This is a genomic window from Enterobacter asburiae, assembly GCF_008080435.1.
Lineage (GTDB): Bacteria > Pseudomonadota > Gammaproteobacteria > Enterobacterales > Enterobacteriaceae > Enterobacter > Enterobacter asburiae_C.
Map to the genome: position 1 here is coordinate 155,124 of NZ_VRKN01000004.1, position 26,173 is coordinate 181,296.

Annotated in this window: 24 protein-coding genes; 17 read left to right on the top strand and 7 right to left on the bottom strand. The window is 55.5% G+C overall.

Going from position 1 to position 26,173, the window contains the following annotated elements:
• Positions 1 to 56: 56 nt before the first annotated feature.
• Complete coding sequence (locus FU672_RS09380; protein ID WP_014883604.1) at positions 57 to 239, top strand: hypothetical protein; 183 nt, start codon at positions 57 to 59, stop codon at positions 237 to 239.
• A gap of 109 nt (positions 240 to 348) precedes the next feature.
• On the top strand, positions 349 to 1,299 hold the full coding sequence (uspE, locus tag FU672_RS09385; RefSeq protein ID WP_148243055.1) for a universal stress protein UspE: 951 nt from the start codon (positions 349 to 351) through the stop codon (positions 1,297 to 1,299).
• A 122-nt stretch (positions 1,300 to 1,421) separates the two neighbouring features.
• Here the strand turns inward: uspE and pntB are convergent, their stop codons facing one another.
• Together pntB and pntA are read right to left on the bottom strand one after the other, a co-directional pair.
• Complete coding sequence (gene pntB / locus FU672_RS09390; protein ID WP_148243056.1) at positions 1,422 to 2,810, bottom strand: Re/Si-specific NAD(P)(+) transhydrogenase subunit beta; 1,389 nt, start codon at positions 2,808 to 2,810, stop codon at positions 1,422 to 1,424.
• 10 nt (positions 2,811 to 2,820) lie between these two features.
• On the bottom strand, positions 2,821 to 4,350 hold the full coding sequence (pntA, locus tag FU672_RS09395) for a Re/Si-specific NAD(P)(+) transhydrogenase subunit alpha (RefSeq protein WP_148243057.1): 1,530 nt from the start codon (positions 4,348 to 4,350) through the stop codon (positions 2,821 to 2,823).
• Positions 4,351 to 4,885: 535 nt separating this feature from the next.
• Between pntA and ydgH the strand changes: the two genes are divergently transcribed.
• The 3 genes from ydgH (at position 4,886) to folM (ending at position 8,159) form a co-directional block, all read left to right on the top strand.
• Positions 4,886 to 5,830, top strand: a complete 945-nt coding sequence (gene ydgH, locus FU672_RS09400; RefSeq protein ID WP_148243058.1) for a DUF1471 family protein YdgH — start codon at positions 4,886 to 4,888, stop codon at positions 5,828 to 5,830.
• Positions 5,831 to 6,014: 184 nt separating this feature from the next.
• On the top strand, positions 6,015 to 7,397 hold the full coding sequence (locus tag FU672_RS09405) for an amino acid permease (RefSeq protein WP_148243059.1): 1,383 nt from the start codon (positions 6,015 to 6,017) through the stop codon (positions 7,395 to 7,397).
• A 39-nt stretch (positions 7,398 to 7,436) separates the two neighbouring features.
• On the top strand, positions 7,437 to 8,159 hold the full coding sequence (gene folM / locus FU672_RS09410; protein ID WP_148243060.1) for a dihydromonapterin reductase: 723 nt from the start codon (positions 7,437 to 7,439) through the stop codon (positions 8,157 to 8,159).
• On the opposite strand, the gene FU672_RS09415 is transcribed toward folM, so the two are convergent.
• Complete coding sequence (locus FU672_RS09415; protein WP_028017326.1) at positions 8,156 to 8,491, bottom strand: GlpM family protein; 336 nt, start codon at positions 8,489 to 8,491, stop codon at positions 8,156 to 8,158. The two genes, folM and FU672_RS09415, sit on opposite strands and share 4 nt — an antisense overlap.
• 128 nt (positions 8,492 to 8,619) lie before the next feature.
• On the opposite strand from FU672_RS09415, the gene rstA reads away from it, so the two are divergent.
• From rstA to tus, 4 genes are all read left to right on the top strand, one after another.
• Positions 8,620 to 9,336, top strand: coding sequence for a two-component system response regulator RstA (gene rstA, locus FU672_RS09420; RefSeq protein ID WP_063143057.1), 717 nt, complete (start codon positions 8,620 to 8,622; stop codon positions 9,334 to 9,336).
• 246 nt (positions 9,337 to 9,582) lie between these two features.
• Entirely contained in the window at positions 9,583 to 9,843 is a 261-nt protein-coding gene (locus FU672_RS09425; protein ID WP_148243061.1) for a hypothetical protein, read from the top strand.
• Between the two features lie 75 nt (positions 9,844 to 9,918).
• Entirely contained in the window at positions 9,919 to 11,217 is a 1,299-nt protein-coding gene (gene rstB / locus FU672_RS09430; protein WP_148243062.1) for a two-component system sensor histidine kinase RstB, read from the top strand.
• A 73-nt stretch (positions 11,218 to 11,290) separates the two neighbouring features.
• Positions 11,291 to 12,220 carry a DNA replication terminus site-binding protein gene (tus, locus tag FU672_RS09435; protein WP_148243063.1) on the top strand — a complete coding sequence of 310 codons (930 nt, stop codon included), beginning with the start codon at positions 11,291 to 11,293 and terminating at the stop codon, positions 12,218 to 12,220.
• On the opposite strand, the gene fumC is transcribed toward tus, so the two are convergent.
• Together fumC and fumA are read right to left on the bottom strand one after the other, a co-directional pair.
• Positions 12,221 to 13,615, bottom strand: coding sequence for a class II fumarate hydratase (gene fumC / locus FU672_RS09440; RefSeq protein WP_148243064.1), 1,395 nt, complete (start codon positions 13,613 to 13,615; stop codon positions 12,221 to 12,223). It lies immediately after the preceding gene.
• Between the two features lie 183 nt (positions 13,616 to 13,798).
• Positions 13,799 to 15,445, bottom strand: a complete 1,647-nt coding sequence (fumA, locus tag FU672_RS09445) for a class I fumarate hydratase FumA (RefSeq protein WP_148243065.1) — start codon at positions 15,443 to 15,445, stop codon at positions 13,799 to 13,801.
• A 199-nt stretch (positions 15,446 to 15,644) separates the two neighbouring features.
• On the opposite strand from fumA, the gene manA reads away from it, so the two are divergent.
• On the top strand, positions 15,645 to 16,820 hold the full coding sequence (gene manA / locus FU672_RS09450) for a mannose-6-phosphate isomerase (RefSeq protein WP_148243066.1): 1,176 nt from the start codon (positions 15,645 to 15,647) through the stop codon (positions 16,818 to 16,820).
• Between the two features lie 99 nt (positions 16,821 to 16,919).
• On the top strand, positions 16,920 to 18,452 hold the full coding sequence (locus FU672_RS09455) for a YdgA family protein (protein ID WP_148243067.1): 1,533 nt from the start codon (positions 16,920 to 16,922) through the stop codon (positions 18,450 to 18,452).
• A 101-nt stretch (positions 18,453 to 18,553) separates the two neighbouring features.
• Here the strand turns inward: FU672_RS09455 and FU672_RS09460 are convergent, their stop codons facing one another.
• The gene (locus tag FU672_RS09460; RefSeq protein ID WP_148243068.1) at positions 18,554 to 19,582 is read right to left on the bottom strand and encodes a Mal regulon transcriptional regulator MalI; all 1,029 of its coding nucleotides are present in this window, start codon (positions 19,580 to 19,582) and stop codon (positions 18,554 to 18,556) included.
• Between the two features lie 177 nt (positions 19,583 to 19,759).
• On the opposite strand from FU672_RS09460, the gene malX reads away from it, so the two are divergent.
• From malX to add, 3 genes are all read left to right on the top strand, one after another.
• Positions 19,760 to 21,352, top strand: a complete 1,593-nt coding sequence (gene malX, locus FU672_RS09465; RefSeq protein WP_032638240.1) for a maltose/glucose-specific PTS transporter subunit IIBC — start codon at positions 19,760 to 19,762, stop codon at positions 21,350 to 21,352.
• 48 nt (positions 21,353 to 21,400) lie between these two features.
• Entirely contained in the window at positions 21,401 to 22,573 is a 1,173-nt protein-coding gene (locus FU672_RS09470) for a MalY/PatB family protein (protein WP_148243069.1), read from the top strand.
• Positions 22,574 to 22,669: 96 nt separating this feature from the next.
• Positions 22,670 to 23,671, top strand: coding sequence for an adenosine deaminase (add, locus tag FU672_RS09475; RefSeq protein ID WP_148243070.1), 1,002 nt, complete (start codon positions 22,670 to 22,672; stop codon positions 23,669 to 23,671).
• Positions 23,672 to 23,725: 54 nt separating this feature from the next.
• Here the strand turns inward: add and FU672_RS09480 are convergent, their stop codons facing one another.
• Positions 23,726 to 24,766, bottom strand: a complete 1,041-nt coding sequence (locus FU672_RS09480) for an oxidoreductase (protein WP_148243071.1) — start codon at positions 24,764 to 24,766, stop codon at positions 23,726 to 23,728.
• A gap of 243 nt (positions 24,767 to 25,009) precedes the next feature.
• On the opposite strand from FU672_RS09480, the gene blr reads away from it, so the two are divergent.
• The 3 genes from blr to FU672_RS09495 all read left to right on the top strand — a co-directional run bounded on the left by blr (position 25,010) and on the right by FU672_RS09495 (position 26,109).
• Positions 25,010 to 25,135 (top strand): division septum protein Blr, encoded by a 126-nt coding sequence (gene blr / locus FU672_RS09485; RefSeq protein ID WP_168112406.1) that lies wholly within the window; start codon positions 25,010 to 25,012, stop codon positions 25,133 to 25,135.
• Between the two features lie 231 nt (positions 25,136 to 25,366).
• Positions 25,367 to 25,582 (top strand): transcription modulator YdgT, encoded by a 216-nt coding sequence (gene ydgT / locus FU672_RS09490; RefSeq protein WP_013096896.1) that lies wholly within the window; start codon positions 25,367 to 25,369, stop codon positions 25,580 to 25,582.
• A gap of 86 nt (positions 25,583 to 25,668) precedes the next feature.
• Entirely contained in the window at positions 25,669 to 26,109 is a 441-nt protein-coding gene (locus FU672_RS09495; RefSeq protein ID WP_148243072.1) for a DUF2569 domain-containing protein, read from the top strand.
• Positions 26,110 to 26,173: the final 64 nt, after the last annotated feature.

Below are 26,173 nucleotides of genomic sequence, written 5' to 3' on the forward strand. Positions count from 1 at the left end.
ACGTCCCCACACAGCGCCCGAAAGGTTCTCGTTGAGGTTATGAATTGAGAGAAAGTTTGTTTTTCGTTTCAGTCGTGATTGCCTCAGTGACCTTTATCTTCATCTGGATCATGCTTGTCGGCCCGATGAAGGGGGAGGAAAAAACCTACGTTCAGGATTCCACGACCTTTGCGATAGCGGTGATGGTGCTGCTGTTTATTGCGTTTATCGCGGTAACGACCACGGTACTTTTCCTCTGATAAATTTTCATGAATTATTGATCTGGCAAAACCTCCCCTCTGTTTCATTCAGGATATATAGGTTACTCTTTTAATTACAGACTGTGGTGACAGTAGTAAGGAGACCTGTATGGCCAAGTATCAAAACATGCTGGTAGCTATCGATCCGAATCAGGACGATCAGCCGGCATTACGACGTGCTGTGTATTTACATCAACGGATTGGTGGCAAAATCAAAGCGTTTTTGCCGATCTATGACTTCTCGTATGAGATGACCACCCTTCTGTCGCCTGACGAGCGCACCGCTATGCGTCAGGGCGTCATCAGCCAGCGTACCGCGTGGATCCGCGAACAGGCGAAGTATTACCTGGAAGCGGGTGTGCCTATTGATATTAAAGTGGTCTGGCATAACCGACCTTTCGAAGCCATCATCCAGGAGATTGTCGCCGGTGGGCATGACCTGCTGCTGAAGATGGCGCACCAGCACGACAGGCTGGAATCCGTGATTTTCACCCCGACCGACTGGCACTTGCTGCGTAAATGTCCTTGCCCGGTCTGGATGGTAAAAGACCAGCCGTGGCCTGAAGGCGGGCGAGCCGTTGTGGCGGTAAACCTCGCAAGCGAAGAGGATTACCACAATTCGCTGAATGAGAAGCTGGTGAAGGAGACCATCCAGCTTGCTGACCAGGTGAATCATACCGAAGTGCATCTGGTTGGCGCCTATCCAGTCACCCCGATTAACATTGCCATTGAGCTACCTGAATTTGACCCGAGCGTGTACAACGACGCGATCCGCGGTCAGCACCTGCTGGCCATGAAAGCATTGCGCCAGAAATTCAGCATTGATGAGAAAATGACCCACGTGGAAAAAGGGCTGCCTGAAGAGGTTATCCCGGACCTGGCGGAACACCTGCAGGCGGGGATTGTGGTGCTGGGCACCATTGGCCGGACCGGTATTTCTGCCGCCTTCCTCGGCAATACCGCCGAACAGGTGATCGACCATCTGCGCTGCGACCTGCTGGTCATTAAGCCGGATGAGTACCAGACGCCAGTTGAGCTGGACGATCCGGAAGACGATTAACCCGTAAGATGAAAAAAAACCGTCGGGGAACCGGCGGTTTTTTTTGCCGGGTGGCGGCTTCGCCTTACCCAGCCTACAGGTTTGGTAGGCCCGGTAAGCTTGCGCCACCGGGCTTTACCCTGTCAGAGTGATTTCAGAATCGCATCCACGCTGGCTTTGGCATCACCAAACAGCATGTGGGTGTTCTCTTTGAAGAACAGCGGGTTCTGAACCCCGGCATAGCCGGTATTCATAGAGCGTTTAAACACAATCACGTTCTGTGCCTTCCACACTTCCAGAACCGGCATACCGGCGATTGGGCTACCCGGATCGTCCTGTGCAGCAGGGTTAACGGTATCGTTGGCACCAATGACCAGCACGGTGTCGGTATCAGAGAAATCATCGTTGATTTCATCCATCTCCAGCACGATGTCGTATGGCACTTTCGCTTCCGCCAGCAGCACGTTCATGTGGCCTGGCAGACGCCCTGCCACCGGGTGAATACCAAAGCGAACCTTGATACCACGCGCGCGCAGCTTCTCGGTGATTTCCGCAACCGGATACTGTGCCTGCGCCACCGCCATGCCGTAGCCTGGGGTGATAATGACTGTGTGCGAGTTTTTCAGCATGTCTGCGGTATCTTCCGCAGAAATTTCACGGTGCTCACCCACTTCTTCATCCGCACTGGAAGACGACCCATCGGTCCCGAAACCACCGGCGATAACGCTGATGAACGAGCGGTTCATCGCCTTGCACATGATGTAAGACAGGATCGCACCGGAAGAACCCACCAGCGCACCGGTGACGATCAGCAGGTCGTTGCTCAGCATAAAGCCCGCCGCCGCCGCCGCCCAACCGGAGTAGGAGTTCAGCATCGAGACAACCACTGGCATATCCGCACCACCGATGGACGCCACCAGGTGCCAGCCGAATGCCAGCGCAATAATGGTCATTACCAGCAACGCCAGCACCTGCAGACCGACGCTTTCGGTACGCACGAAGACCACCAGCAGTACAAACGACACCACCAGCGCCGCCAGGTTCAGCTTATGACGGTTTGGCAGCATCAGCGGTTTAGAGGAGATCTTCCCGCGCAGTTTGCCGAACGCGACAATAGAGCCGGTGAAGGTCACCGCACCGATGAAGATACCGAGGAACACTTCCGTCAGGTGGATGTTCACCAGAATCGGTTCCAGACCCGGTTCGTGATACAGGTAGCTGTTGAAGCCCACCAGCACCGCCGCCAGACCCACGAAGCTGTGCAGAATGGCAACCAGCTCCGGCATCTCGGTCATTTCAACGCGTTTTGCCAGGCGAATACCAATCGCGCCACCGATAATCATCGCCACCAGGATCCACGCCACGTTGCCGGTATCCGGCCCGAAGATGGTGGCAATCAGCGCAATCGCCATCCCGGCGATACCAAAGTTATTTCCCTGCTGAGACGTTTCGTGTTTGGAAAGCCCCGCCAGACTGAAAATAAACAGGATTGCAGCAACAATGTATGCGGCTGTCACTAATCCTCCAGACATATGCTACCCCTTAGCCTTTACGAAACATTTTCAGCATGCGCTGAGTCACGGTGAAACCACCGAAAATATTGATACTGGCGATCAACACCGCGATAAAGCTCAGGAAGCTGATCCAGCCGCCGTGACCAATCTGCAGTAACGCCCCCACCACGATGATCCCGGAGATGGCGTTAGTGACCGACATCAGCGGCGTATGCAGCGCATGAGAGACGTTCCACACCACGTAATAACCTACGACGCAGGAGAGCGCGAAGACGGTAAAGTGGCCGAGGAACTCTTTCGGCGCGACGTTAGCCAGCCAGCCGAACAGAATAATCACCAGCGCCATGATCGCGTATTTACGCCACGGAGAAGCCGGTTTGGCGGGTTCTTTTGGCGCGGGTGCTGCTTTCGGTGCCGCCTGAGGCTGAGCAGAAACCTGAATAGGCGGCGCAGGCCAGGTAATTTCACCTTCACGGACCACAGTGACACCGCGCACCACCACATCGTCGAAATCAACGGTGACGTTGCCGTCCTTCTCTTTACAAAGCAGCTTCAGCAGGTTGACGAGGTTAGTGCCGTACAGCTGAGAAGACTGCGTTGGCAGACGGCCCGGCAGATCGGTATAACCGATCACCTTCACACCGTTAGCGGTCGTGGTCACCTGATTTGGTACGGTATATTCACAGTTACCGCCGTTTTGGGCGGCCAGGTCGACAATCACACTGCCCGATTTCATGGAGTCAACCATCTCACGGGTAATCAGCTTCGGCGCCGGTTTACCCGGGATAAGCGCGGTGGTGACAATAATGTCGACATCTTTCGCCTGGGCGGCGAAGAGTTCCATTTCGGCTTTGATAAAGGCTTCGGACATCACCTTCGCGTAACCATCACCGCTGCCGGCTTCTTCCTTGAAGTCCAGTTCAAGGAACTCGGCGCCCATACTCTGGACCTGTTCCTTCACTTCAGGACGGGTGTCAAAAGCACGGACGATAGCGCCCAGGCTGTTTGCAGCACCGATTGCGGCAAGTCCCGCCACGCCCGCGCCGATCACCATCACTTTCGCTGGCGGTACTTTGCCCGCAGCGGTGATCTGACCGGTAAAGAAGCGACCAAACTCGTGAGCCGCTTCAACGATAGCGCGGTAGCCAGCGATATTCGCCATTGAGCTCAGTGCATCCAGAGACTGCGCGCGCGAAATGCGCGGCACGGAGTCCATCGCCATCACGGTCACGCCACGGGCCGCCAGCTTCTCCATCAGCTCAGGGTTTTGCGCAGGCCAGATGAAGCTCACCAGGGTCGTCCCCGGATTCAGCAGCGCAATCTCACTCTCTTCCGGCGCGTTTACTTTCAGAATCACCGGCGACTGCCAGACGTCAGCACCGTCGACCACTTCCGCGCCAGCCTGGATAAAGGCCTCGTCATCGAAACTCGCCAGTTTGCCTGCGCCGCTTTCAACCGCGACCGTAAAACCCAGTTTAAGCAGTTGCTCCACCGTTTTTGGTGTTGCCGCTACGCGGGTTTCATTGGCTAACCGTTCTTTTGGTACCCCAATACGCATAGTTTTCCCTTCCATCGGTTTTTGATGATGGTTTATCGATAAATGCCCGCGGTTTGTATCAATTTTCGCCATCGCGTGAGCGACGAGATAGGATTAACCCCGGAAAATAAAACAGTAACAAACTGTCTATAACCTACTGAAAATAGCGCCCGCGATCTACCGCCAGAAAACACTATTTCTTACTTTATCTGTGAAAAATAAGCGATCGGCGTCACTGACAGTGATATTTACCTTAAATTCATTGCCAGAACCGATAAATCGCGCAAGCGAAGCGGTAAAAACATGATATAGCGCCATAAGAGAACAACTTATTAACATTAAATTAACTTGTAAAAGTCATATGCTTTATCAGTTTTACTTGTCAAACGCGTATTTTTTCAACATATCACTAAATGTTATCGAATTCGGTGATTCAGTAAGCACAGGCAGTGAAAAATGGCGCAGACAGCGACGGGTTTTAAATGCAATAATCGGGACCGTCTCAAATTAACAACAATACCAGTACATGGTTTGCGCAAGGCGAAGGATCATTTTTATGAAGCTTAAGAACACACTCCTGGCGTCCGCACTTCTTTCCGCGACCGCCCTGTCTGCGAATGCCGCAACAGAGTTAACGCCGGAGCAAGCGGCAGCGTTAAAACCTTTTGACCATACGGTCATTGTGGGTCGTTATAATTCTATTGGCGACGCCGTCGCCGCGGCATCAAAAGCTGCTGATAAAAACGGGGCGGCCTCGTTTTATGTCGTTGACCAGTCCGATTACGGCAACAGCGGTAACCAGCGTGTGACCATTGCGCTGTTCAAAGACAATGCGCCAAAAGCTGACGCACCGAAAAACCGCGTGATCAACGATGTTGTTGAACTGCCGAAAGATCAGGCGATTGAGCTGGAACCTTACGACACCGTCACCGTTCAGGGCTTCTATCGCAGCCAGCCAGAAGTGAACGATGCCATCACCAAAGCCGCGAAAGAGAAAGGGGCCTACTCTTTCTTCATCGTGCGTCAGGTCGATGCTAACCAGGGTGGCAACCAGCGTATTACCGCGTTCATCTATAAAAAAGATGCGAAAAAACGTGTTCTGCAGAGCCCGGATGCCATCCCGGCAAACTCAGAGGCAGGTCGCGCGGCGATAGCGAAAGGTGGCGAAGAAGCGAAGAAAGTTGAAATTCCAGGCGTAGCAACGACGGCTGCCCCAAGCGCTGAAGTGGGCCGTTTCTTTGAAACGCAGTCCACGAAAGGTGGCCGTTATTCCGTTACGCTGCCAGACGGTACCAAAATTGAAGAGCTGAACAACGCCACTGCAGCGCAGATGGTGCCGTTCGACAGCATCAAGTTTACCGGCAACTACGGCAACATGACGGAAGTCTCTTACCAGGTCGCGAAGCGTGCGGCGAAGAAAGGGGCGAAGTACTACCACATCACCCGCCAGTGGCAGGAACGTGGTAACAACGTGACCATCAGCGCCGATCTGTACAAGTAACAAAATCGTTTACGAAAGGCGGCGCAATGCCGCCTTTTTTGTTACTTTTTTTGAATTTCTGCCACACGTCATTGCATGCTTTCGTTACACTCCGTAAAATCCCGCGCCTTAGTGTGATCCACCATTTTTATGCGCCTGAGCGAAATAATTATTCTGGATTTTGACCTTTCATAACAGGAAGCCAATGGAAAAGAAACTTGGCCTGAGTGCTCTGACTGCGCTCGTTTTAAGCTCAATGCTGGGTGCAGGCGTATTCAGTTTGCCGCAAAATATGGCGGCCGTCGCCAGCCCTTCCGCGCTCATCATTGGCTGGGGCATTACCGGTGCCGGAATATTGCTGCTGGCCTTCGCCATGCTGCTGCTCACCCGCATTCGCCCGGATCTGGACGGCGGCATTTTCACCTATGCGCGTGAAGGTTTCGGCGAGCTGATTGGCTTCTGTTCCGCGTGGGGATACTGGCTGTGTGCCGTTATTGCCAACGTCTCCTATCTGGTGATCGTCTTCTCGGCGCTCAGTTTCTTTACCGATACGCCCGAGCTGCGTCTCTTTGGCGACGGGAATACCTGGCAATCTATTGTGGGCGCCTCGGTGCTACTGTGGTTCGTCCACTGGCTGGTGTTACGTGGCGTACAAACGGCCGCCAGCATTAACCTGGTGGCGACGCTGGCGAAACTGGTTCCGCTCGGCCTGTTTATCGTTCTGGCCTTTATTGCGTTCCGTCTGGACGTATTTACGCTCGATTTCAGCGGCGTTGCGCTGGGCGTTCCCGTCTGGGAGCAGGTGAAAAACACGATGCTGATTACCCTGTGGGTGTTCATCGGTGTTGAAGGCGCGGTCGTGGTTTCTGCCCGGGCCCGGAATAAACGCGACGTGGGTCGCGCCACGCTGCTGGCCGTACTGGCTGCGCTCGGGGTCTATCTGCTGGTAACGCTGCTGTCGCTGGGCGTGGTGGCGCGTCCTGAGCTGGCTGAAATGCGCAACCCGTCAATGGCAGGCCTGATGGTGAAAATGCTCGGCCCCTGGGGGGATGTGGTGATTGCCGCGGGGCTGATCGTCTCCGTCTGCGGCGCTTACCTGAGCTGGACTATCATGGCGGCTGAAGTGCCATTCCTGGCCTCTACGCATAAAGCGTTTCCACGGCTGTTTGCCCGCCAAAATAAAAACAGTGCGCCGTCGGCATCACTCTGGCTGACCAACATCAGCGTTCAGGTCTGTCTGGTGCTGATCTGGCTCACAGGTTCAGACTATAACACCCTGCTGACCATCGCCTCGGAGATGATTCTGGTACCCTATTTCTTAGTGGGTGCGTATTTGTTAAAAATCGCCACACGCCCGGCGCATTATGTTGTGGGTGTCGGAGCCTGTATTTACGGCCTGTGGTTGTTGTATGCTTCCGGACCTATGCATCTGCTGCTGTCGGTGGTGCTGTACGCACCGGGTCTGCTGGTGTTTATCTACGCCCGCCGCACGCATCAGCTGGAGAACGCGCTGAAACGCCGTGAGATGGCATTAATTGGACTGTTACTGGTTGCTGCCCTACCGGCAACCTGGATGTTAATGGGATAGCATCGCCTTTCCCATTGTTGAACTGTAAAGGAGAATACGATGGGAAATGCACCGCTTCGCCCAATACTGATTACCGGTGGAGGCCGCCGTATCGGCCTCGCCCTCGCCCATCACTTTCTCAACCTTCGCCATCCGGTCATTGTCAGCTACCGTACGGAATACCCGTCGATTGAAGGGTTACGCAAAGCCGGAGCAGTCTGCATTCAGGCTGATTTTTCAACCGATGAAGGCATTCTGGCTTTCGCTGAAAAGGTGAAATCCACCACGACGGGGCTGCGCGCCGTGATCCATAACGCCAGCGCATGGCGTGCCGAAAAACCCGGTACGTCACTCAGCGAAACGCTCTCCGCCATGTTGCAGATCCACGTGAATACCCCTTATCTGCTCAACCATGCTCTGCAGGATCTGCTGCGCGGCCATGGGCACGCGGCGGGCGACATTATTCACTTTACCGATTATGTGGTAGAGCGCGGCAGCGACAAGCACATCGCCTACGCGGCCAGTAAAGCCGCTCTGGATAACATGACGCGCTCGTTTGCCCGCAAGCTCGCGCCCGAGGTGAAGGTGAACGCCATCGCCCCGGCGATGATTTTGTTTAACGAAAACGATGATGCGGAGTATCGCCAGCAGGCGCTGAATAAGTCGCTCATGAAAATCGCCCCTGGCGAAAAAGAGGTGATCGACCTTGTGGATTACCTGCTCACCAGTTGCTATGTGACCGGCAGAACCTTTGCCGTGGACGGCGGTCGCCCGCTGCGCTAGTGAAAGCGACTCCAGAAGAAAATCAACACCCAGGCGCTGAGTCCCCAGCAGACCACCGCCCCGCTCAGCGCCAGGGGAAGACGCAGAAAACCGGTGAAGTACCACAGCGAAAGCAGGTAGAGAAAATACGGAATGATAGACCACATGCCAAACACGATGGTCGTGCGTAACGCTTCCGTGCCTCGTTCAGAAGCCACAATATAGTGAGCAATCAGCGCAAAGGTCGGGAACAGCGGGATCAGCCCGGCAATATAGTAGTTTTTCGTTTTTGCCAGAATGCCAATCAGTAACACCACCAGCGCGCCCAGCGCGGCTTTGATCACCAGCCCCATATTTTTTCCTGAAACAATCAACTCACAATTTGAGCCAGAATAACGGAACCGGCGTTAATTTTGAAAGATTAATGGAAGGTTAAGGTTTCGCGGTGTATGTTGGCTTTTTTCACGAAAACAGACGCTGTATGAATAAGATTGTTTATGTTGAAGACGAACCCGAAGTCGGACAACTGATCGCCGCCTATCTGGGTAAACATGATATGGACGTCATTGTTGAACCTCGCGGCGATCGTGCCGAAGAGGTGGTCGTCCGTGAAAACCCGGATCTGGTGCTGCTGGATATCATGTTGCCAGGCAAAGACGGCATGACACTCTGCCGTGACCTGCGCGCCCAGTGGGAGGGCCCTATCGTCCTGCTCACCTCACTGGACAGCGATATGAACCACATTTTGTCGCTGGAGATGGGTGCCAATGACTACATTCTGAAAACCACACCGCCTGCCGTCCTGCTCGCTCGCCTGCGCCTCCATTTACGCCAGCACGCCAGCATCGAACGCGAAGCGCCCGCGCCTTCTCTGACGCCGCACAAAGCGATGCGCTTCGGTACGCTGTCTATTGACCCCATTAACCGTCAGGTGCTGCTCTCTGGCGAGCTTATCGCCCTCTCCACCGCAGATTTTGACCTGCTATGGGAGCTGGCAACGCATGCCGGGCAAATCATGGACCGCGACGCGCTGCTGAAAAACCTGCGGGGCGTGAGCTATGACGGAATGGACCGCAGCGTTGACGTGGCGATTTCGCGTCTGCGTAAAAAGCTGCAGGATAACGCTACCGAGCCCTACCGCATTAAAACCGTGCGTAACAAGGGTTATCTGTTTGCCCCGCATGCGTGGGAAACCTGATCTCCGGATAAGCTAACATGCGCGAAATGAAGGCATTACGCGATGATGCCCTTTGTTTCGCGGGTTAATTTGCCCGTTTGCGCAACAATTAACTTGCTAAGCACGCGAACTATTCCATAATTAAAACTGCTCCTTCCCTTTCTTCGCCCGTACCGCCCCGGCTACATCACCTATTTCTGTTCACCGTGAAGCTCTCACGAAACATCTCTCATAAAATCTTGAAATGAGGATTTAAGCTCATGCATTATGTATAGCTACTATGAAGTTGAGACCATCAAAACCAATCTTGAATGGATTGTTAATCAGGCAGCGCTTAACCATCCCTCCCCCTCACACACCGATCAAAAAGCGCTCTTTGACCTCCTTGAACTCATCCAGTCTTACGAAATTCTCCTGGATTTAATAAACGAATTTGGGACCGATGTGATTGATATGCACATTGCGGAAGGACTGGCCGTGACGGAAACACTCATCGCCAAGGTAAAAAACAGCGCGAATGCCATGTAACACGCTTCACAGACATGAAAATATCGACAGGTTTTCATGTATATTCTGCACAAAGCGTTTCTTCGGTGAGATCCAATGAAAAAGCTGTTTGTGCAGTTTTATCTTTTACTGTTTGTCTGCTTCCTGGTCATGACCATGCTGGTCGGGCTGGTCTATAAATTCACCGCCGAACGTGCGGGCAGACAGTCGCTGGACGATCTGATGAAAAGCTCGCTCTATCTGATGCGCAGCGAGCTGAGAGAGATCCCGCCACACGACTGGGCGAAAACCCTCAAAGAGCTGGATCTGAATCTGTCGTTCGATTTACGCATCGAGCCGTTAAAAGATTTTGAGTTGGATCCGCCCGCCATGCAGCGTCTGCGCGATGGGGACATCGTCGCGCTGGATGAGAAATACACCTTTATCCAGCGTATTCCGCGTAGCCATTACGTGCTGGCCGTCGGGCCGGTACCCTATCTCTATTATCTGCACCAGATGCGTCTGCTGGACATGGCGCTGATGGCCTTTATCGCCATTTCGCTCGCGTTTCCGGTCTTTATCTGGATGCGCCCACACTGGCAGGACATGCTGAAACTGGAATCCGCCGCACAGCGTTTTGGCGAGGGGCATTTTACCGAACGCATTCACTTCGACAGCGGTTCCAGCTTTGAACGTCTGGGCGTGGCCTTTAACCAGATGGCCGATAACATCAATGCCCTGATCGCCAGTAAGAAGCAATTGATCGACGGGATTGCGCACGAGCTGCGCACGCCGCTGGTTCGCCTGCGCTATCGTCTGGAGATGAGCGAGAATCTGACGGAAGCGGAGTCTCAGGCACTTAACCGCGATATTGGCCAGCTTGAAGCGCTGATTGAGGAGCTGCTGACCTACGCCCGCCTCGATCGTCCGCAAAACGAACTGAACCTCAGTACGCCGGACCTGCCTGCCTGGCTGCAAACCCACATCGATGATGTCCAGAGTGTGAACCCGCAGCGCACGCTGTTGACGCGCGTCACGCCAGGTGATTACGGCGCGCTCGATATGCGCCTGATGGAGCGCGTGCTGGACAATCTGATGAACAACGCCATGCGTTACAGCGAGAGTACGCTACAGATTGGGCTGGATTTGCAGGGCAATCAGGCCAGCCTGACGGTGGAGGATGATGGTCCGGGGATTACCCCGGAAGCGCGAGAAACCGTGTTTGAACCGTTTGTCCGCCTCGACCCCAGCCGCGATCGCGCCACTGGCGGATGCGGCCTGGGGCTGGCGATTGTCTACTCTATCTCGCAGGCGATGGGCGGCACGGTGCATTGCGAAGAGAGCGAGCTCGGCGGTGCGCGCTTCTGCTTTAGCTGGCCGGTGTACCATAACATCGCCCTTCCCGTTCCTGCCTGACCTCAACCGCACGCTGGCCTGACCCGGCGTGCTGTGCTATATGATAAGTATGTTGTAACTAATGAGAGTGTTTATGGCGACATACGATCTCCTCGAACGGCTGAACAGCACGTTTCGGGAAATAGAACACGAGCTACTGACCCTGACCGAACGTTTGCAGACCTGCCGTCTGCTGGCCGCGCGCGTCTTTACCCTGCCCGAGGTGGCTAAAGGGGCTGAACACGACCCGCTGGATACCATCGAGGTTGAACAGCACATCGGCAGTGCCGCCCTTGATCTGGCGCTGAAACACTATCGTCGCCTGTTTATCCAGCAGCAGTCAGAAAACCGCAGCAGTAAGGCGGCCGTGCGTCAGCCTGGCGTGATCTGCCTGCAAACCGATGCGACAACACGCGAAGCGCTGGAAACACAGATTGCCCATATCAACACTCTGAAAGCGGCATTTGAAAAGATCATCACCGAAGAGTCCGGCCTCGCCCCTGCCGCCCGGTTTGAATGGGTGCACCGCCAGCTTCCGGGGCTGATAACCCTTAACGCCTATCGCACGCTGACGGTACTGCGTCACCCCGCTACGCTGCGCTTCGGCTGGGCGAATAAGCACATCATTAAAAACTTCACCCGGGATGAGATTCTGGCGCAGCTGGAAAAAAGTTTGAAGACGCCGCGCACCGTCGCACCGTGGTCGCGTGAACAGTGGATTGAGCGCCTGGAGCAGGAGTATCACAGCATCGCTTCTCTACCGGCGGATACGCGCCTCAAGATCAAGCGCCCGGTGAAGGTGCAGCCTATCGCCCGCGTCTGGTATTCCGGACAGCAAAAACAGGTTCAGTATGCCTGTCCGACACCGCTGATTGCGCTATATGATGCCGAACAAGGAGCCATCGTGCCAGATATTGGTGAGCTTTTGAATTACGATGCGGACAATGTCCAGCACCGTTACAGACCTCAGGCGCAGCCGCTACAGCTGATTATTCCGCGGCTGCACCTGTATGTGGCGGGTTGATTATTTCAGGCTACCGACCATCGCTTCCGGGCGAACCCAGGCGTCGAACTCCGCCTCCGTCAGATAGCCCAGCGCCAGGGCGGAGGCTTTCAGCGTCAGCCCCTCTTTATGCGCTTTTTTAGCGATCTCGGCGGCTTTATCGTAGCCGATATGGGTATTCAGCGCCGTCACCAGCATCAGGGACTCATTGAGCAACTGGCTGATACGCTCACGATTTGGCTCAATCCCTACCGCACAGTGCTCGTTAAAGCTCTCCATCCCGTCCGCCAGCAGACGAATCGATTGCAGAACGTTGTGGATCACCATCGGGCGATAGACGTTTAGTTCGAAGTTGCCGGACGCACCGCCCAGGTTGACGGCCACGTCATTGCCCAATACCTGACAGCAGAGCATGGTCATGGCTTCGCACTGGGTCGGGTTGACTTTACCCGGCATGATGGAGCTGCCTGGTTCGTTTTCCGGGATGCTGATTTCACCGATACCGCAGCGCGGACCCGAGGCCAGCCAGCGTACGTCGTTGGCGATTTTCATCAGCGAGGCCGCCAGCCCTTTCAGCGCGCCGTGGGTGTGGACCAGCGCATCGCAGGTCGCCAGCGCTTCGAACTTGTTGGGCGCCGTGACGAACGGCTGCCCGGTGATGTTTGCCAGCTCCTCCGCCACGCGCACCGCATATTCGGGATGAGTGTTTAACCCGGTCCCGACCGCCGTCCCGCCGAGCGCCAGCTCCGCCAGATGCGGCAGGCTGTATTCAATGTGCTTCAGGTTGTGTTCCAGCATCGCCACCCAGCCGGAAATTTCCTGGCCGAGCGTCAGCGGCGTGGCGTCCTGCAGGTGCGTACGGCCAATTTTGACGATGTCGTGGAAAGCCAGCGCTTTCACGTTGAGTGTAGATTTCAGGACGTTGAGCTGCGGAATAAGCTGTTCACGAATGGCGATCACTGCAGCCACGTGCATCGCCGTCGGGAAGACGTCGTTGGAACTCTGGCTTTTGTTGACGTCATCGTTCGGGTGAACCTTACGCTCCATGCCGCGCACGCCTCCCAGCAACTCACTTGCCCGGTTCGCCAGCACTTCGTTCATGTTCATGTTGCTTTGGGTGCCGGAACCGGTCTGCCAGATGGCGAGGGGGAATTCATCGGGATGCTTACCCGCCAGCACTTCGTCGGCGGCGTTGATGATGGCGGTCGCTTTGTCTGCCGTCAGCAGGCCCAAATCCTGGTTCACTTTAGCGGCTGCACGTTTGGTGAGCGCCAGCGCCTGAATCAGCGAGACGGGCATTTTTTCAGTCGAGATACGGAAATGCTCCAGCGAACGCTGGGTTTGCGCGCCCCATAGCTTGTCGGCCGGGACGTCGATGGCGCCCATCGAGTCTTTCTCATGGCGTACCGTGGTCATTACTTTCTCCTTGATAACAAAAGAGGGATTGCTCACATGCTTAAGGGATAAGTATTGATGACTTCTGGGAAACGATATGGCGCTTTGTGCGCTCTTTTTGGTATCGGGTGGCGCTGACGCTTACCCGACCTACCAGACACGTAGGCCGGGTAAGGCGCAGCCGCCACCCGGCAATTTACAGAATTACTTCACGCACGCCGAACACTGGGATGACTGGATCTGCTTGAAGAAGTCGTTGCCTTTGTCATCCACGAGGATAAACGCCGGGAAATCTTCCACTTCAATTTTCCAGATCGCTTCCATACCCAGTTCCGGGTATTCCACGCACTCCAGGCTCTTGATGCTGCCCTGCGCCAGAACCGCAGCCGGGCCGCCGATACTGCCGAGGTAGAAGCCGCCGTGCTTGTGGCAGGCGTCCGTCACCTGCTGGCTGCGGTTGCCTTTCGCCAGCATGATCATGCTGCCGCCGTTGGCCTGCAGTTGGTCAACGTACGAGTCCATGCGGCCAGCCGTAGTCGGACCTAACGAGCCAGACGCGTAGCCTTCCGGCGTTTTGGCCGGGCCTGCGTAGTAGATCGGGTGATCTTTGATGTACTGCGGCAGCCCTTCGCCGTTGTCCAGACGCTCTTTCAGCTTCGCGTGCGCGATGTCGCGACCCACGATGATCGTGCCGTTCAAGGAAAGACGGGTCGAGACCGGATACTGCGAAAGCTGCGCCAGGATCTCTTTCATCGGACGGTTCAGGTCGACGTGAACCGCTTCACCCTCACCCGCTTTACGCAGCTCTTCCGGAATGTATTTACCCGGGTTGTTTTCCAGTTTTTCGATCCACACGCCTTCGCGGTTGATCTTCGCCTTGATGTTGCGATCCGCAGAGCAGGACACGCCCATCCCGACCGGACAGGAGGCACCGTGACGCGGCAGACGGATCACGCGCACGTCGTGGGCAAAGTATTTGCCGCCAAACTGTGCGCCGAGGCCCAGATTACGCGCCTCTTCCAGCAGTTCCTGCTCAAGCTGCACGTCGCGGAACGCCTGGCCGTGCTCGTTACCTTCGGTAGGCAGGCCGTCGTAGTATTTGGTTGAGGCCAGCTTGACGGTTTTCAGCGTGCTTTCAGCCGACGTACCGCCAATCACAAACGCGATATGGTACGGCGGGCACGCCGCAGTGCCGAGAGTGCGCATCTTCTCAACCAGGTAGTTCTTCAGCTTGCCCGGAGTGAGCAGCGCTTTGGTTTCCTGGTAGAGATAGGTTTTGTTGGCTGAACCGCCGCCTTTGGCGATACAGAGGAATTTGTACTCGTCACCGTCGACGCTGTAGAGGTCAATCTGTGCAGGCAGGTTGGTGCCGGTGTTGACCTCTTTGTACATATCCAGCGCCGCGTTTTGCGAGTAGCGCAGGTTATCTTCGGTGTAAGTGTTGTAGACGCCGTGCGCCAGGGCCGCTTCGTCACCGCCGCCGGTCCAGACACGCTGGCCTTTTTTACCGACGATGATCGCCGTGCCGGTGTCCTGGCAGGTTGGCAGAACACCTTTCGCCGCGATGTCTGAGTTACGCAGGAACTGCAGGGCAACGTATTTATCGTTCTCGCTGGCCTGCGGGTCACTCAGGATATCGGCAACCTGCTGCTGGTGCGCAGGACGGAGCATAAACGAGGCGTCGTGGAAAGCGTGCTGCGCCAGCAGCGTCAGCGCCTGCGGATCGACCTTGAGGATCTCTTGTCCTTCAAACTCAGAGACGGAGACGTGATCGCGGGTTAACAGGTAATACTCGGTCTGATCCTTACTGAGGGGGAAAGGATCCTGATAATGGAAGGGTTTATTCGACATTGTTCTCTCACTTACTGCTTCGGTCTGTTTATTCAGGGCAGATGTTCCGCTGCCCGGCTTAAAAGCGAGTCAGCTTATCCTACACAATTTTTTAACAAAAACTGAGACTAGTACGACTTTTTACATCCACAGGTTACTTCCACGAGGTTTATTGCTTTAATACCCGGAGTTAATTCCACAATTGAATCAGGGCTTGATAATGCAAAAACTCATTAACTCAGTGCAAAACTACGCCTGGGGAAGTAAAACTGCGTTAACGGATCTCTACGGTATCGCGAACCCGGACAACCTGCCGATGGCAGAACTGTGGATGGGGGCACACCCGAAGAGCAGCTCAAAAATTAAAGATGCCAGCGGTCAGGTTCGCAGCCTGCGTGACGTGATTGATGCCGATAAAACCGCGCTGCTGGGCGACAAGGTTGCTCAGCGCTTTGGCGAACTGCCGTTCCTGTTCAAGGTGCTGTGCGCCGATCAGCCGCTCTCCATCCAGGTTCACCCGAACAAGAAAGCCTCTGAAATCGGCTTTGCGAAAGAGAACGCGGCGGGTATTCCGTTAGACGCCGCCGAGCGTAATTACAAAGATCCTAACCATAAACCAGAGCTGGTCTTTGCGCTGACCCCGTTCCTGGCGATGAATGCGTTCCGCGAGTTTTCAGAGATCGTTTCTCTGCTGCAACCGGTCGCGGGTGCCAACAAGGCTATCGCCCACTTCCTCGAAAACCCGAACGCAGACGCGCTGAGCCAGCTGTTTGCCAGCCTGCTGAATATGCAGGGTGAAGATAAATCTCACGCGCTGGCGGTGCTGAAAGCAGCCCTGGGCAGCCAGCAAGGCGAACCGTGGGAGACCATCCGTCTGATTTGTGAATTCTACCCGGACGACAGCGGCCTGTTCTCTCCTCTGCTGCTGAACGTGGTGAAGCTCAATCCGGGTGAAGCGATGTTCCTGTTCGCTGAAACCCCGCACGCCTATCTGCAGGGCGTGGCGCTGGAGGTGATGGCCAACTCCGACAACGTGCTGCGCGCGGGCCTGACGCCGAAATACATCGACATCCCTGAGCTGGTTGCCAACGTGAAGTTCGTGGCGAAACCTGCCGCGGAGCTGCTGACTCAGCCGGTGAAAAACGGCGCAGAGCTGGACTTCCCGATTCCGGTTGAAGATTTTGCTTTCTCCCTGCACGACCTGAACCAGGCCGAAACCGCCATTGCGCAGGAGAGCGCGGCGATTCTGTTCTGCGTGGAGGGCGAAGCGACGCTGCATAAAGGCGAACAGCGTCTGGTGCTTAAGCCCGGTGAGTCAGCATTCGTTGCAGCCACTGAGTCACCGATCAGCGTAAGCGGCACCGGTCGCCTGGCGCGCGTTTTCAATAAGCTTTAAGCACTTACTGAATTTTTTAACAACTCTTGCTAAGCTAGTTGCAGGCTTAATATCTCCAGGCGGTTTTTACCGCCTGGTTTCATTTTAGGGATAGTCGCAATGAAAAAATCGGTCGTAGCGGTTGGAGTGATTGTAGCGTTAGGCGTGGTCTGGACGGGTGCCTCCTGGTTTACCGGGAAACAGCTGGAAGGCCGTCTGGCTGAGATGGTGGCGCAGGCTAACGGAGAGATTAAGCGCAGCGCACCGGAGGCGGGCCTTGAGCTGAGCTACCAGGATTATCAGCGCGGTGTGTTTACCAGCCGTATGAAGCTGGTGGTGAAGCCGGTTGCCGGTACTGAAAACGGCTGGCTGAAACAGGGCCAGAGCGTGGTGCTGGATGAGGTGGTGAGCCACGGTCCGCTGCCGCTGGCGCAGCTGAAGTCCTTTAACCTGATCCCGTCGATGGCGTCTGTTCATACCGTGCTGGTGAATAACGACGTCACCAAACCGCTGTTTGACCTGGCGAAGAATGAATCGCCTTTCGACATTAATACCCGTATCAGTTATGCCGGCGACACAAGTTCCAATATTGCTCTGAAAGCGCTGAACTACGAGAAAGAGAATGAGAAAGTCGCCTTCAGCGGCGGCCACTTCAAACTCGATGCAGACCGCGACGGAAACGTATTCTCCCTGACGGGTGAAGCGGAAAGCGGCCTGGTCAATGCCGTGAACGAATATAACCAAAAAGTTCAGCTCACCTTCAGCAACCTGAAAGCCGACGGCAACAGCCGCATGACCGATTTCCAGGAGCGTATCGGCGATCAAAAACTGTCTCTCGACAAGGTTGCCATTGCGGTTGAAGGAAAAGAGATGGCCGTGCTGGAAGGCATGGACGTCAATGGCAAATCCGACGTTTCCAAAGACGGTAAGAGCATCAACACGCAGCTGGACTACACGCTGAAGAGCCTGAAAGTGCAGAATCAGGATCTGGGCACCGGCAAACTGTCGCTGAAGATCGGCAATATCGACGGCCAGGCGTGGCACGAGTTTAGCCAGAAATACAGCAAAGAGAGCCAGGCGCTGCTGACCGATGCCGCGCTGCAGCAGAACCCTGAGGTGTACCAGCAGCAGGCCATGGCGGTGCTGTTCAACAACCTGCCTATCCTGCTGAAAGGCGAGCCGGTGGTAACCGTTGCGCCGCTGAGCTGGAAAAACAGCAAAGGCGAAACCAACTTCAACCTGTCTCTGTTCCTGAAAGATCCGGCAACCGCAACGGGTGAACCGCAGACGCTGGCGCAGGAAGTGGATCGCAGCGTGAAGTCGCTCGACAGCAAGCTGACCATTCCGATGGATATGGCGACCGAGTTTATGACCCAGATTGCGAAGCTGGAAGGCTACGGTGATGAAGACGCCGGAAAACTGGCTAACCAGCAGGTGAAAGGTCTGGCGGCCATGGGCCAGATGTTCCGCATCACGAAGGTGGAAAACAACACGATTTCCACCAGCCTGCAGTATGCCAACGGCCAGGTAACGCTCAACGGTGACAAGATGCCGCTGGAAGACTTCGTCGGCATGTTTGGTATGCCGACGCTGGGGATGCCGGAACCGGCTGAACCGGTGGCACCAGCCGAACCGGCGGCACCGCAGCAGTAAACGTCAAACCCCTCGTATGAGGGGTTTTTTATTGCCGGGTGGCACTGACGCTTATCCGGCCTACGATCCCGAGCCGTTGTAGGCCCGGGCAAGTGCACTGACTATTTCACCGTCACCAGCCGCGCCGCCACAATCTGGTGCCCGGCCTGCACATCCGTATTGTCGATGCGCTGCATGATCCTGTCCGCCAGGGTGTAGCCCATCTCTCGCGCAGGGGTGGTGGCCCAGACGATCGGCAGATCGTCGAGCGCATTTTCACCGACGTCGGCGAACGCCCCGAGCGCCACCTGGTGGCCGAAGAAGGTTTCCACCCCGCCCTCGCCGCTCTGACGCCCGGCGCGGATCAGGCCAAACCAGGCGCCCATGGCAATCACGTCGTTGTAGCAAATCACGGCGCTGATCGTCGGATTGCTTCGTAGCAGCGCGCCTATCGCTTCCGCCGCTTTCTTCTGGCTGGACTCACACTCCACGACCCATTCGCTGTGGAACGGCAGACCGTATTTAATCAGCGTCGCGCAGTAGCCGCCTACCCGCTCGGCGCGGGTCAGGGACGAGCTTTTACCACCCAGCCAGGCAATGCGCTGATGCCCGCGACGAATAAGATGCTCGGTCAACATTTGCGCGGCCTGCATGTTATCCGGGCGCAGCGTATCGGCCTCGTCCAGGTAGCTCGCGCGCGAGGCAAACACCAGCGGCACGCCTTTCGCGGCGGCGCGCTCGCACAGTTCACTGCCCACGCCCGACGCCCCGGCGACGATCACCCCGTCCACCCCCTGGTTCAGCAACATATCGAGCCGGGAGAGAAGCTGATCGGCCTCGCGACCGCCGTGAAGCAGAAAGACCATCCGACCCTGCGCTTCAAGCGCTTCGGTTAACCCGGCGGTCAGCTCCGCATAGAAGGGTGACGTCAGGTCACGAACAATCAGGCCAATCACCCCACTTTGCCCGCCGCGCAGCGCCGACGCCTGGCGGTTACGCACAAAACCCAGCTGTTCAACCGCCTCGTTAACCCGCTGACCGGTCGCAGGAGAGATGCGCCCTTTTCCGCTTAGCACCAGAGAAACGGTGCTGACAGAAACACCCGCCGCCAGCGCGACATCGTTGATGGTGATTTTTTTCGCTACAGCCATGTGTCGGCGTGACTCCCTGAAATGAGATCGGTAAAACGTTTTATCAATACGTTATCTTTATACTACCAGTCAAAGCCTGAGAATGTGATTTAGCGCGCACTAAACTTTGATAAAACGTTTTATCTTCTCGCAGCATTGAAGCAGACAAACTGATTTTAACAATAAAGGAGTCGTTTTATGACGGCGAAAGCAGCACAAAAAATATCGCTGTGGGAATTTTTCCAGCAACTGGGTAAAACCTTTATGCTGCCCGTGGCACTCCTCTCGTTCTGTGGGATCATGCTCGGGATCGGCAGCTCGCTAAGCAGTAAAGACGTCATCACGCTGATCCCGTTCCTCGGTACCCCCGTGCTGCAGGCGATCTTTATCTGGATGAGTAAAGTCGGCTCCTTTGCGTTTAGTTTCCTGCCCGTCATGTTCTGTATCGCTATCCCGCTGGGCCTGGCGCGCGAAAACAAAGGCGTCGCGGCGTTTGCCGGGTTTGTGGGTTACGCCGTGATGAACCTGGCGGTTAACTTCTGGCTGACTGCGAAAGGCATTCTGCCGACCACCGACGCTGCCGTGCTGAAGGCCAACAACATTCAGAGCGTGATCGGTATTCAGTCTATTGATACCGGGATCCTCGGGGCGGTGATCGCCGGGGTCATTATCTGGATGCTGCACGAGCGCTTCCATAATATCCGTCTGCCGGATGCCCTGGCCTTCTTCGGCGGTACCCGCTTCGTGCCGATTATCACGCTGGTCGTAATGGGTCTGTTCGGTTTGATCATTCCGCTGATCTGGCCGGTCTTTGCGATGGGCATCAACGGCATTGGCCGCATCATCAACGGCGCGGGAGATTTTGGTCCGATGATCTTCGGCACCGGCGAGCGTTTGCTGCTGCCGTTTGGCCTGCAGCATATCCTGGTGGCCCTGATTCGCTTCACCGAAGCGGGCGGTACGATGGAGGTGTGCGGTCACGATGTGAGCGGCGCGCTGACCATTTTCCAGGCGCAGCTGAGCTGCCCGACCACTCACGGCTTCTCCGAAAGTGCCACCCGCTTCCTGTCTCAGGGTAAAATGCCGGCCTTCCTCGGCGGGCTGCCGGGTGCCGCGCTGGCGATGTACCACTGCGCCCGCCCGGAAAACCGTCATAAAATTAAAGGTCTGCTGATTTCCGGCGTGATCGCCTGCGTCGTGGGCGGTACGACCGAGCCAATCGAATTCCTGTTCTTGTTCGTCGCACCGGTGCTGTACCTCATCCACGCGGTGCTGACCGGTCTGGGCTTTACCGTAATGGCGGTGCTGGGCGTTACCATCGGCAACACCGACGGCAACGTGATCGACTTCGTGGTGTTCGGGATCCTGCACGGCCTGTCCACCAAGTGGTATCTGGTGCCGGTCGTGGCGGCTATCTGGTTCGCGGTGTACTACGGCATCTTCCGCTTCGCCATCACCCGCTTTAACCTGAAAACGCCTGGCCGCGATACCGATACGGCAAGCAGCGTTGAACAGGCGGTTGCCGGGACCGTGGGCAAATCCGGCTATAACACCCCAGCCATTCTGGCGGCGCTGGGCGGTGCGGATAACATCACCTCTCTGGATAACTGTATTACCCGCCTGCGTCTGTCGGTGGCGGATATGTCAAAAGTGGATACCAACGCCCTGAAAGCCAACCGGGCCATTGGCGTGGTACAGTTAAATCAGCACAATTTGCAGGTGGTTATCGGCCCGCAGGTACAGTCGGTGAAGGATGAGCTGGCAACCCTGATGCGAACAGTAGAAGCCTGATGCCTCAGCCCCCTCTCATGAGGGGGTTTTACTTTAAGGATTAACGTCATGTTTGATTTTTCTACCGTCGTGGATCGACACGGCACCTGGTGTACGCAGTGGGACTACGTCGCCGACCGCTTTGGCGCAGCCGATCTGCTGCCCTTCACCATCTCAGATATGGATTTCGCCACCGCTCCCTGCATTACCGACGCGCTGCATCAGCGCATCAATCACGGCGTGTTGGGCTATAGCCGCTGGAAGAACGATGAGTTTCTCGCCGCCATCGCGCACTGGTTCCAGCAGCGCTTTCACAGCCAGATTGAGACCGAATCTGTCGTTTATGGTCCTTCCGTCATTTATATGGTCTCTGAATTGATTCGTCTCTGGTCCAACCCCGGTGACGGCGTGGTGGTACACACCCCGGCATACGATGCGTTTTACAAAGCCATTGAAGGCAATGCGCGTCATGTGGTGCCCGTTGAGATGGAAAAGCATGCCGCAGGCTGGCAGGGAAATATGGCTGCGCTGGAAGCGGTCCTGGCGAAACCTGAAAACAAAATTTTGCTACTGTGCAGCCCGCAAAACCCGACCGGCAAGGTCTGGATGCGCGATGAGCTGACGCAGATGGCGGAACTGTGTGAGCGCTATGACGTGGCGGTCATCAGCGATGAAATTCATATGGACATGGTATGGGGAGAGCATCGTCACACGCCGTGGAACGACGTGGCGCGCGGCAAATGGGCGCTTCTCTCCTCCGGCTCGAAAAGCTTTAATATTCCGGCGCTGACGGGCGCTTACGGCCTGATTGGCGATGAAGAGAGCCGTAACGGCTATCTCAGCGCGCTAAAAGGTCGGGACGGACTCTCTTCCCCTTCCGTGCTGGCACTGACGGCGCATATCGCCGCCTATCAGCAGGGAGCGCCGTGGCTGGATGCCTTGCGGGGTTATCTGGAAGAGAATTTGCTGTATATCGCACAGGAAGTAAACAGCGCTTTCCCGAAACTGAACTGGCAGCCGCCAGAAGCGACCTATCTGGCCTGGATTGACCTGCGCCCGCTGAATATTGACGATCGGGCGCTGCAAAAAGTGCTGATTGAGCAGCAAAAAGTCGCCATCATGCCGGGATGTACCTACGGCCAAGAGGGAAATGGCTTCGTGCGTCTGAATGCGGGCTGCCCGCGCAGCAAGCTGGAACAAGGCGTTCAACGCCTCATTGCCGGAATTAACACACTCCTGTGATCGGTTTGCGCAATGGAATTTTCCCTTGCGCAAATAGCTTTTTACCCCGTTTTGTTTTTATAATATGGCGCACTTTAACCAGAAAAGAGTGCGACCATGATTGATACACGCCTGCCTTTAACTGATATTCATCGTCACCTGGACGGTAACATTCGTGCCCAAACCATCCTCGATCTTGGCCGCCAGTTCAATTTAACGCTTCCTGCGCAGACGCTTGAGTCGCTGATCCCTCACGTTCAGGTAACCTCCAGTGAACCGGACCTGGTCAGCTTCCTGAGCAAACTCGACTGGGGCGTGAAGATGCTGGCCTCGCTGGATGCCTGCCGCCGCGTGGCGTTTGAGAACATTGAAGATGCGGCCCGTAACGGCCTGCATTACGTCGAGCTGCGCTTCTCGCCGGGCTACATGGCGATGACCCACAGCCTGCCCGTTGCAGGCGTGGTGGAAGCCGTCATTGAAGGCGTCCGCGAAGGGTGTAAAACCTTCGACGTTCAGGCCCGTCTGATTGGCATTATGAGCCGCACGTTCGGCGAAGCCGCCTGCCTGGAGGAGCTGGAAGCGCTGCTGGCCCATCGCGATGCCATCACCGCCATCGACCTCGCCGGCGACGAGCTGGGCTTCCCGGGCAGTCTGTTCCTCTCCCACTTCAACCGCGCGCGCGATGCCGGCTGGCACATTACCGTGCATGCAGGTGAAGCGGCTGGCCCGGAAAGCATCTGGCAGGCCATCCGCGAGCTGGGTGCCGAGCGTATCGGTCACGGCGTGAAGGCCGTAGAAGATCGCGCCCTGATGGATTTCCTGGCGGAGCAGCGTATCGGGATTGAGTCGTGCCTGACGTCTAACATTCAGACCAGCACCGTGGCAACGCTGGCGCATCATCCGCTGAAAACGTTCCTCGAGCACGGCGTGCTGGCCTCGCTAAACACTGACGACCCGGCGGTTCAGGGCGTGGATATCATCCACGAGTACAACATCGCCGCACCGCAGGCGGGTCTAAGCCGCGAGCAGATCCGTCAGGCGCAGATCAACGGGCTGGAAATTGCCTTCCTGACGCCTGAAGAGAAGCAGGCGCTTCGGGATAAGGTGGCAACCGCGTAAACCCTTTTGCCGGGTGGCGGCTACGCCTTACCCGGCCTACAAAAACGTTTAAACTTATGCCAGACAGAGCGTGGCGCGATGTTTGGCAGATTCGATGCCCAGCTCAATCAGCTCCATAATCTGAATCGCCTGGCTGGCCGGAACCGGATTTTCTCCCGTGCCGTTCAGCGCATCGCGGATGGCCGCATAATAGGCCGGATAGTTACCCGGGATCGTCAGCAAGGTCTCCTCTACGAGCTCTTCACCTTCAACCCGCGTGACCACGCCGTCGCGCATATCATAGCCCCAGTCTTCCTGCGGCAAACGTTCACCGCTTTTCAGTCGGTCTTCCTGCGGATCGAGACCAAACTTCACGTAGCTCCCGCGCGTACCGTGAATGATATAACGGGCCGATTCTGCGGCCGCGACCATCGTGCCGTGCAGCACAATCCGCCGCTGCGGGTAACTGAGCACCGCGTGGAAGTAATCGGTTGTCTGCGCTCCGGGTCTGAGCTGAGCCAGATCGACCGTCATGCTCACCGGCAAACCAAAAAGATTGACGGCCTGATCCAGCAGATGCGGGGCTAAATCGTACCAGATACCGCTGCCCGGACCGGCCTGCTCGCGCCAGCGGTTTCTTACCTGCGGCCGGAAGCGGTCAAAGTGCGATTCAAAAAAGAGGATCTCCCCTAACGTGCCTTCACTGAGAAGCCCTTTTACCGTCAGAAAGTCGCTGTCCCAGCGGCGGTTATGGAACACCGACAGCAGCCTGCCCAGACTCTTTGCCAGCGCATCCAGCTCGCGCGCCTGAGACAACGTGACGGTAAAGGGCTTATCGACAACCACATGTTTACCGGCTTCCAGAGCGGCCTTTGCCAGCGGAAAGTGGGTGTCGTTCGGCGTGGGGATGACGATTAAATCAATATTCGGATCGTTGAAAAGGTGTTTTGGCTCAGAGACAACCTGCACGGAAGGCCAGTCGGCATGGACTTTAGCGGCATCGCTGCTGGATACCCCAGCCAGCACCATCCCCGGCGTCCCGGCTATCAGAGGCGCATGAAACGTTTTGCTCGCGTACCCGTAGCCGATAAGCCCAACGCGGATATTATCACTCATAGTGCCATCCTCTTTTATGACGTTCTTATTTCACACTGGCTAGCCTGGCATGACCACAGATTAATAATGTGCCATATGACTTAAAATAGCAGGTTGTACGGGTTGTTTTTGTTACATAGTATTAACCTACTGATTTTGTTTAAGGGAACCGTTCCCAAAGCGCTTGCCGTCGGGGAAACGTCGCTGTAACATTTGCGCCCAGTATTTATGGATAAAGTACAATTACGAATCATGACGTCAATTATTAATCGAATCATTGAATTAGCGGGATGGATTGTCCTTGGGGTTTCGGTCATTTTGCTGGGTGTTGCCAGCCATATCGATAACTACCAGCCGCCGGAGCCTGTCACCGTCGCCCAACCTAAGTAACCGGTTACTGCAATAAAGAGTGACATAATATGTCAGTTACTTATTGCCAGCCCTGGTGAACACGGTTAACCTTCTCTTCCAGGCATCGTCTGATGCCTGAATTTCAGCAAAGAAAACTCCTAATTTCGTCGCGTTACCTGAGTGGGCTGTTTACGTCTTTATTAATCCGTTTATTATTCGAACGAATTACCTTAACTGGTATTACTCACTTTTATATGGAAACTTATTAATATGACAGTTCAGGACTATTTATTAAAATTTCGCAAGATCAATTCGCTTGAGAGCCTGGAAAAACTGTTTGACCATCTGAACTACACCCTGTCGGATAATCAGGACATCATTAATATGTATCGCGCCGCTGACCATCGCCGTGCGGAGCTGGTCTCCGGCGGTCGTTTGTTCAACGTCGGTGAAGTGCCTAAGTCCGTATGGCGTTACGTTTTATAAGAAAGTAGCCATCCGCGCGAAATGTTATATACTCTCCGCCCTGCAAACTGGCTGTACAACATTTCGCGCAGATTATGGGAGAGTTCATGACCGCAACGCCTGGAGAACGCATTGGAGGCTGGTTAATCGCCCCACTGGCATGGCTGCTGGTTGCCTTGTTAAGCGCATCACTTGCGCTGCTGCTGTATACCACCGCACTGATTACCCCTCACGCCATCCAGACCCTGATGTCGCAAAGCGTGCTGAATATTGCGATGTGGTTTGTGTCGTTCATTTTCGCGATTGGAATGTGGTACTACACGCTGTGGCTGACCATTGCCTTCTTTAAGCGCCGCAAGAGTGTGCCTAAGCACTACATCATCTGGCTGCTGATTTCGGTCCTGCTGGCGGTGAAAGCGTTTGCTTTTTCACCCGTATCAGACGCTCTGGCCGTTCGTCAGCTGCTTTTCCCGCTACTGGCCGCGGCGCTGCTGGTGCCCTATTTCAAACGTTCGACGCGGGTGAAAAACACCTTCGTGAACCCGTAATAACCCTACAGATAACCTGTTGTCGCCTGCGTTGGTTTGTCCGATAATAGGCGGCTTTTTTATT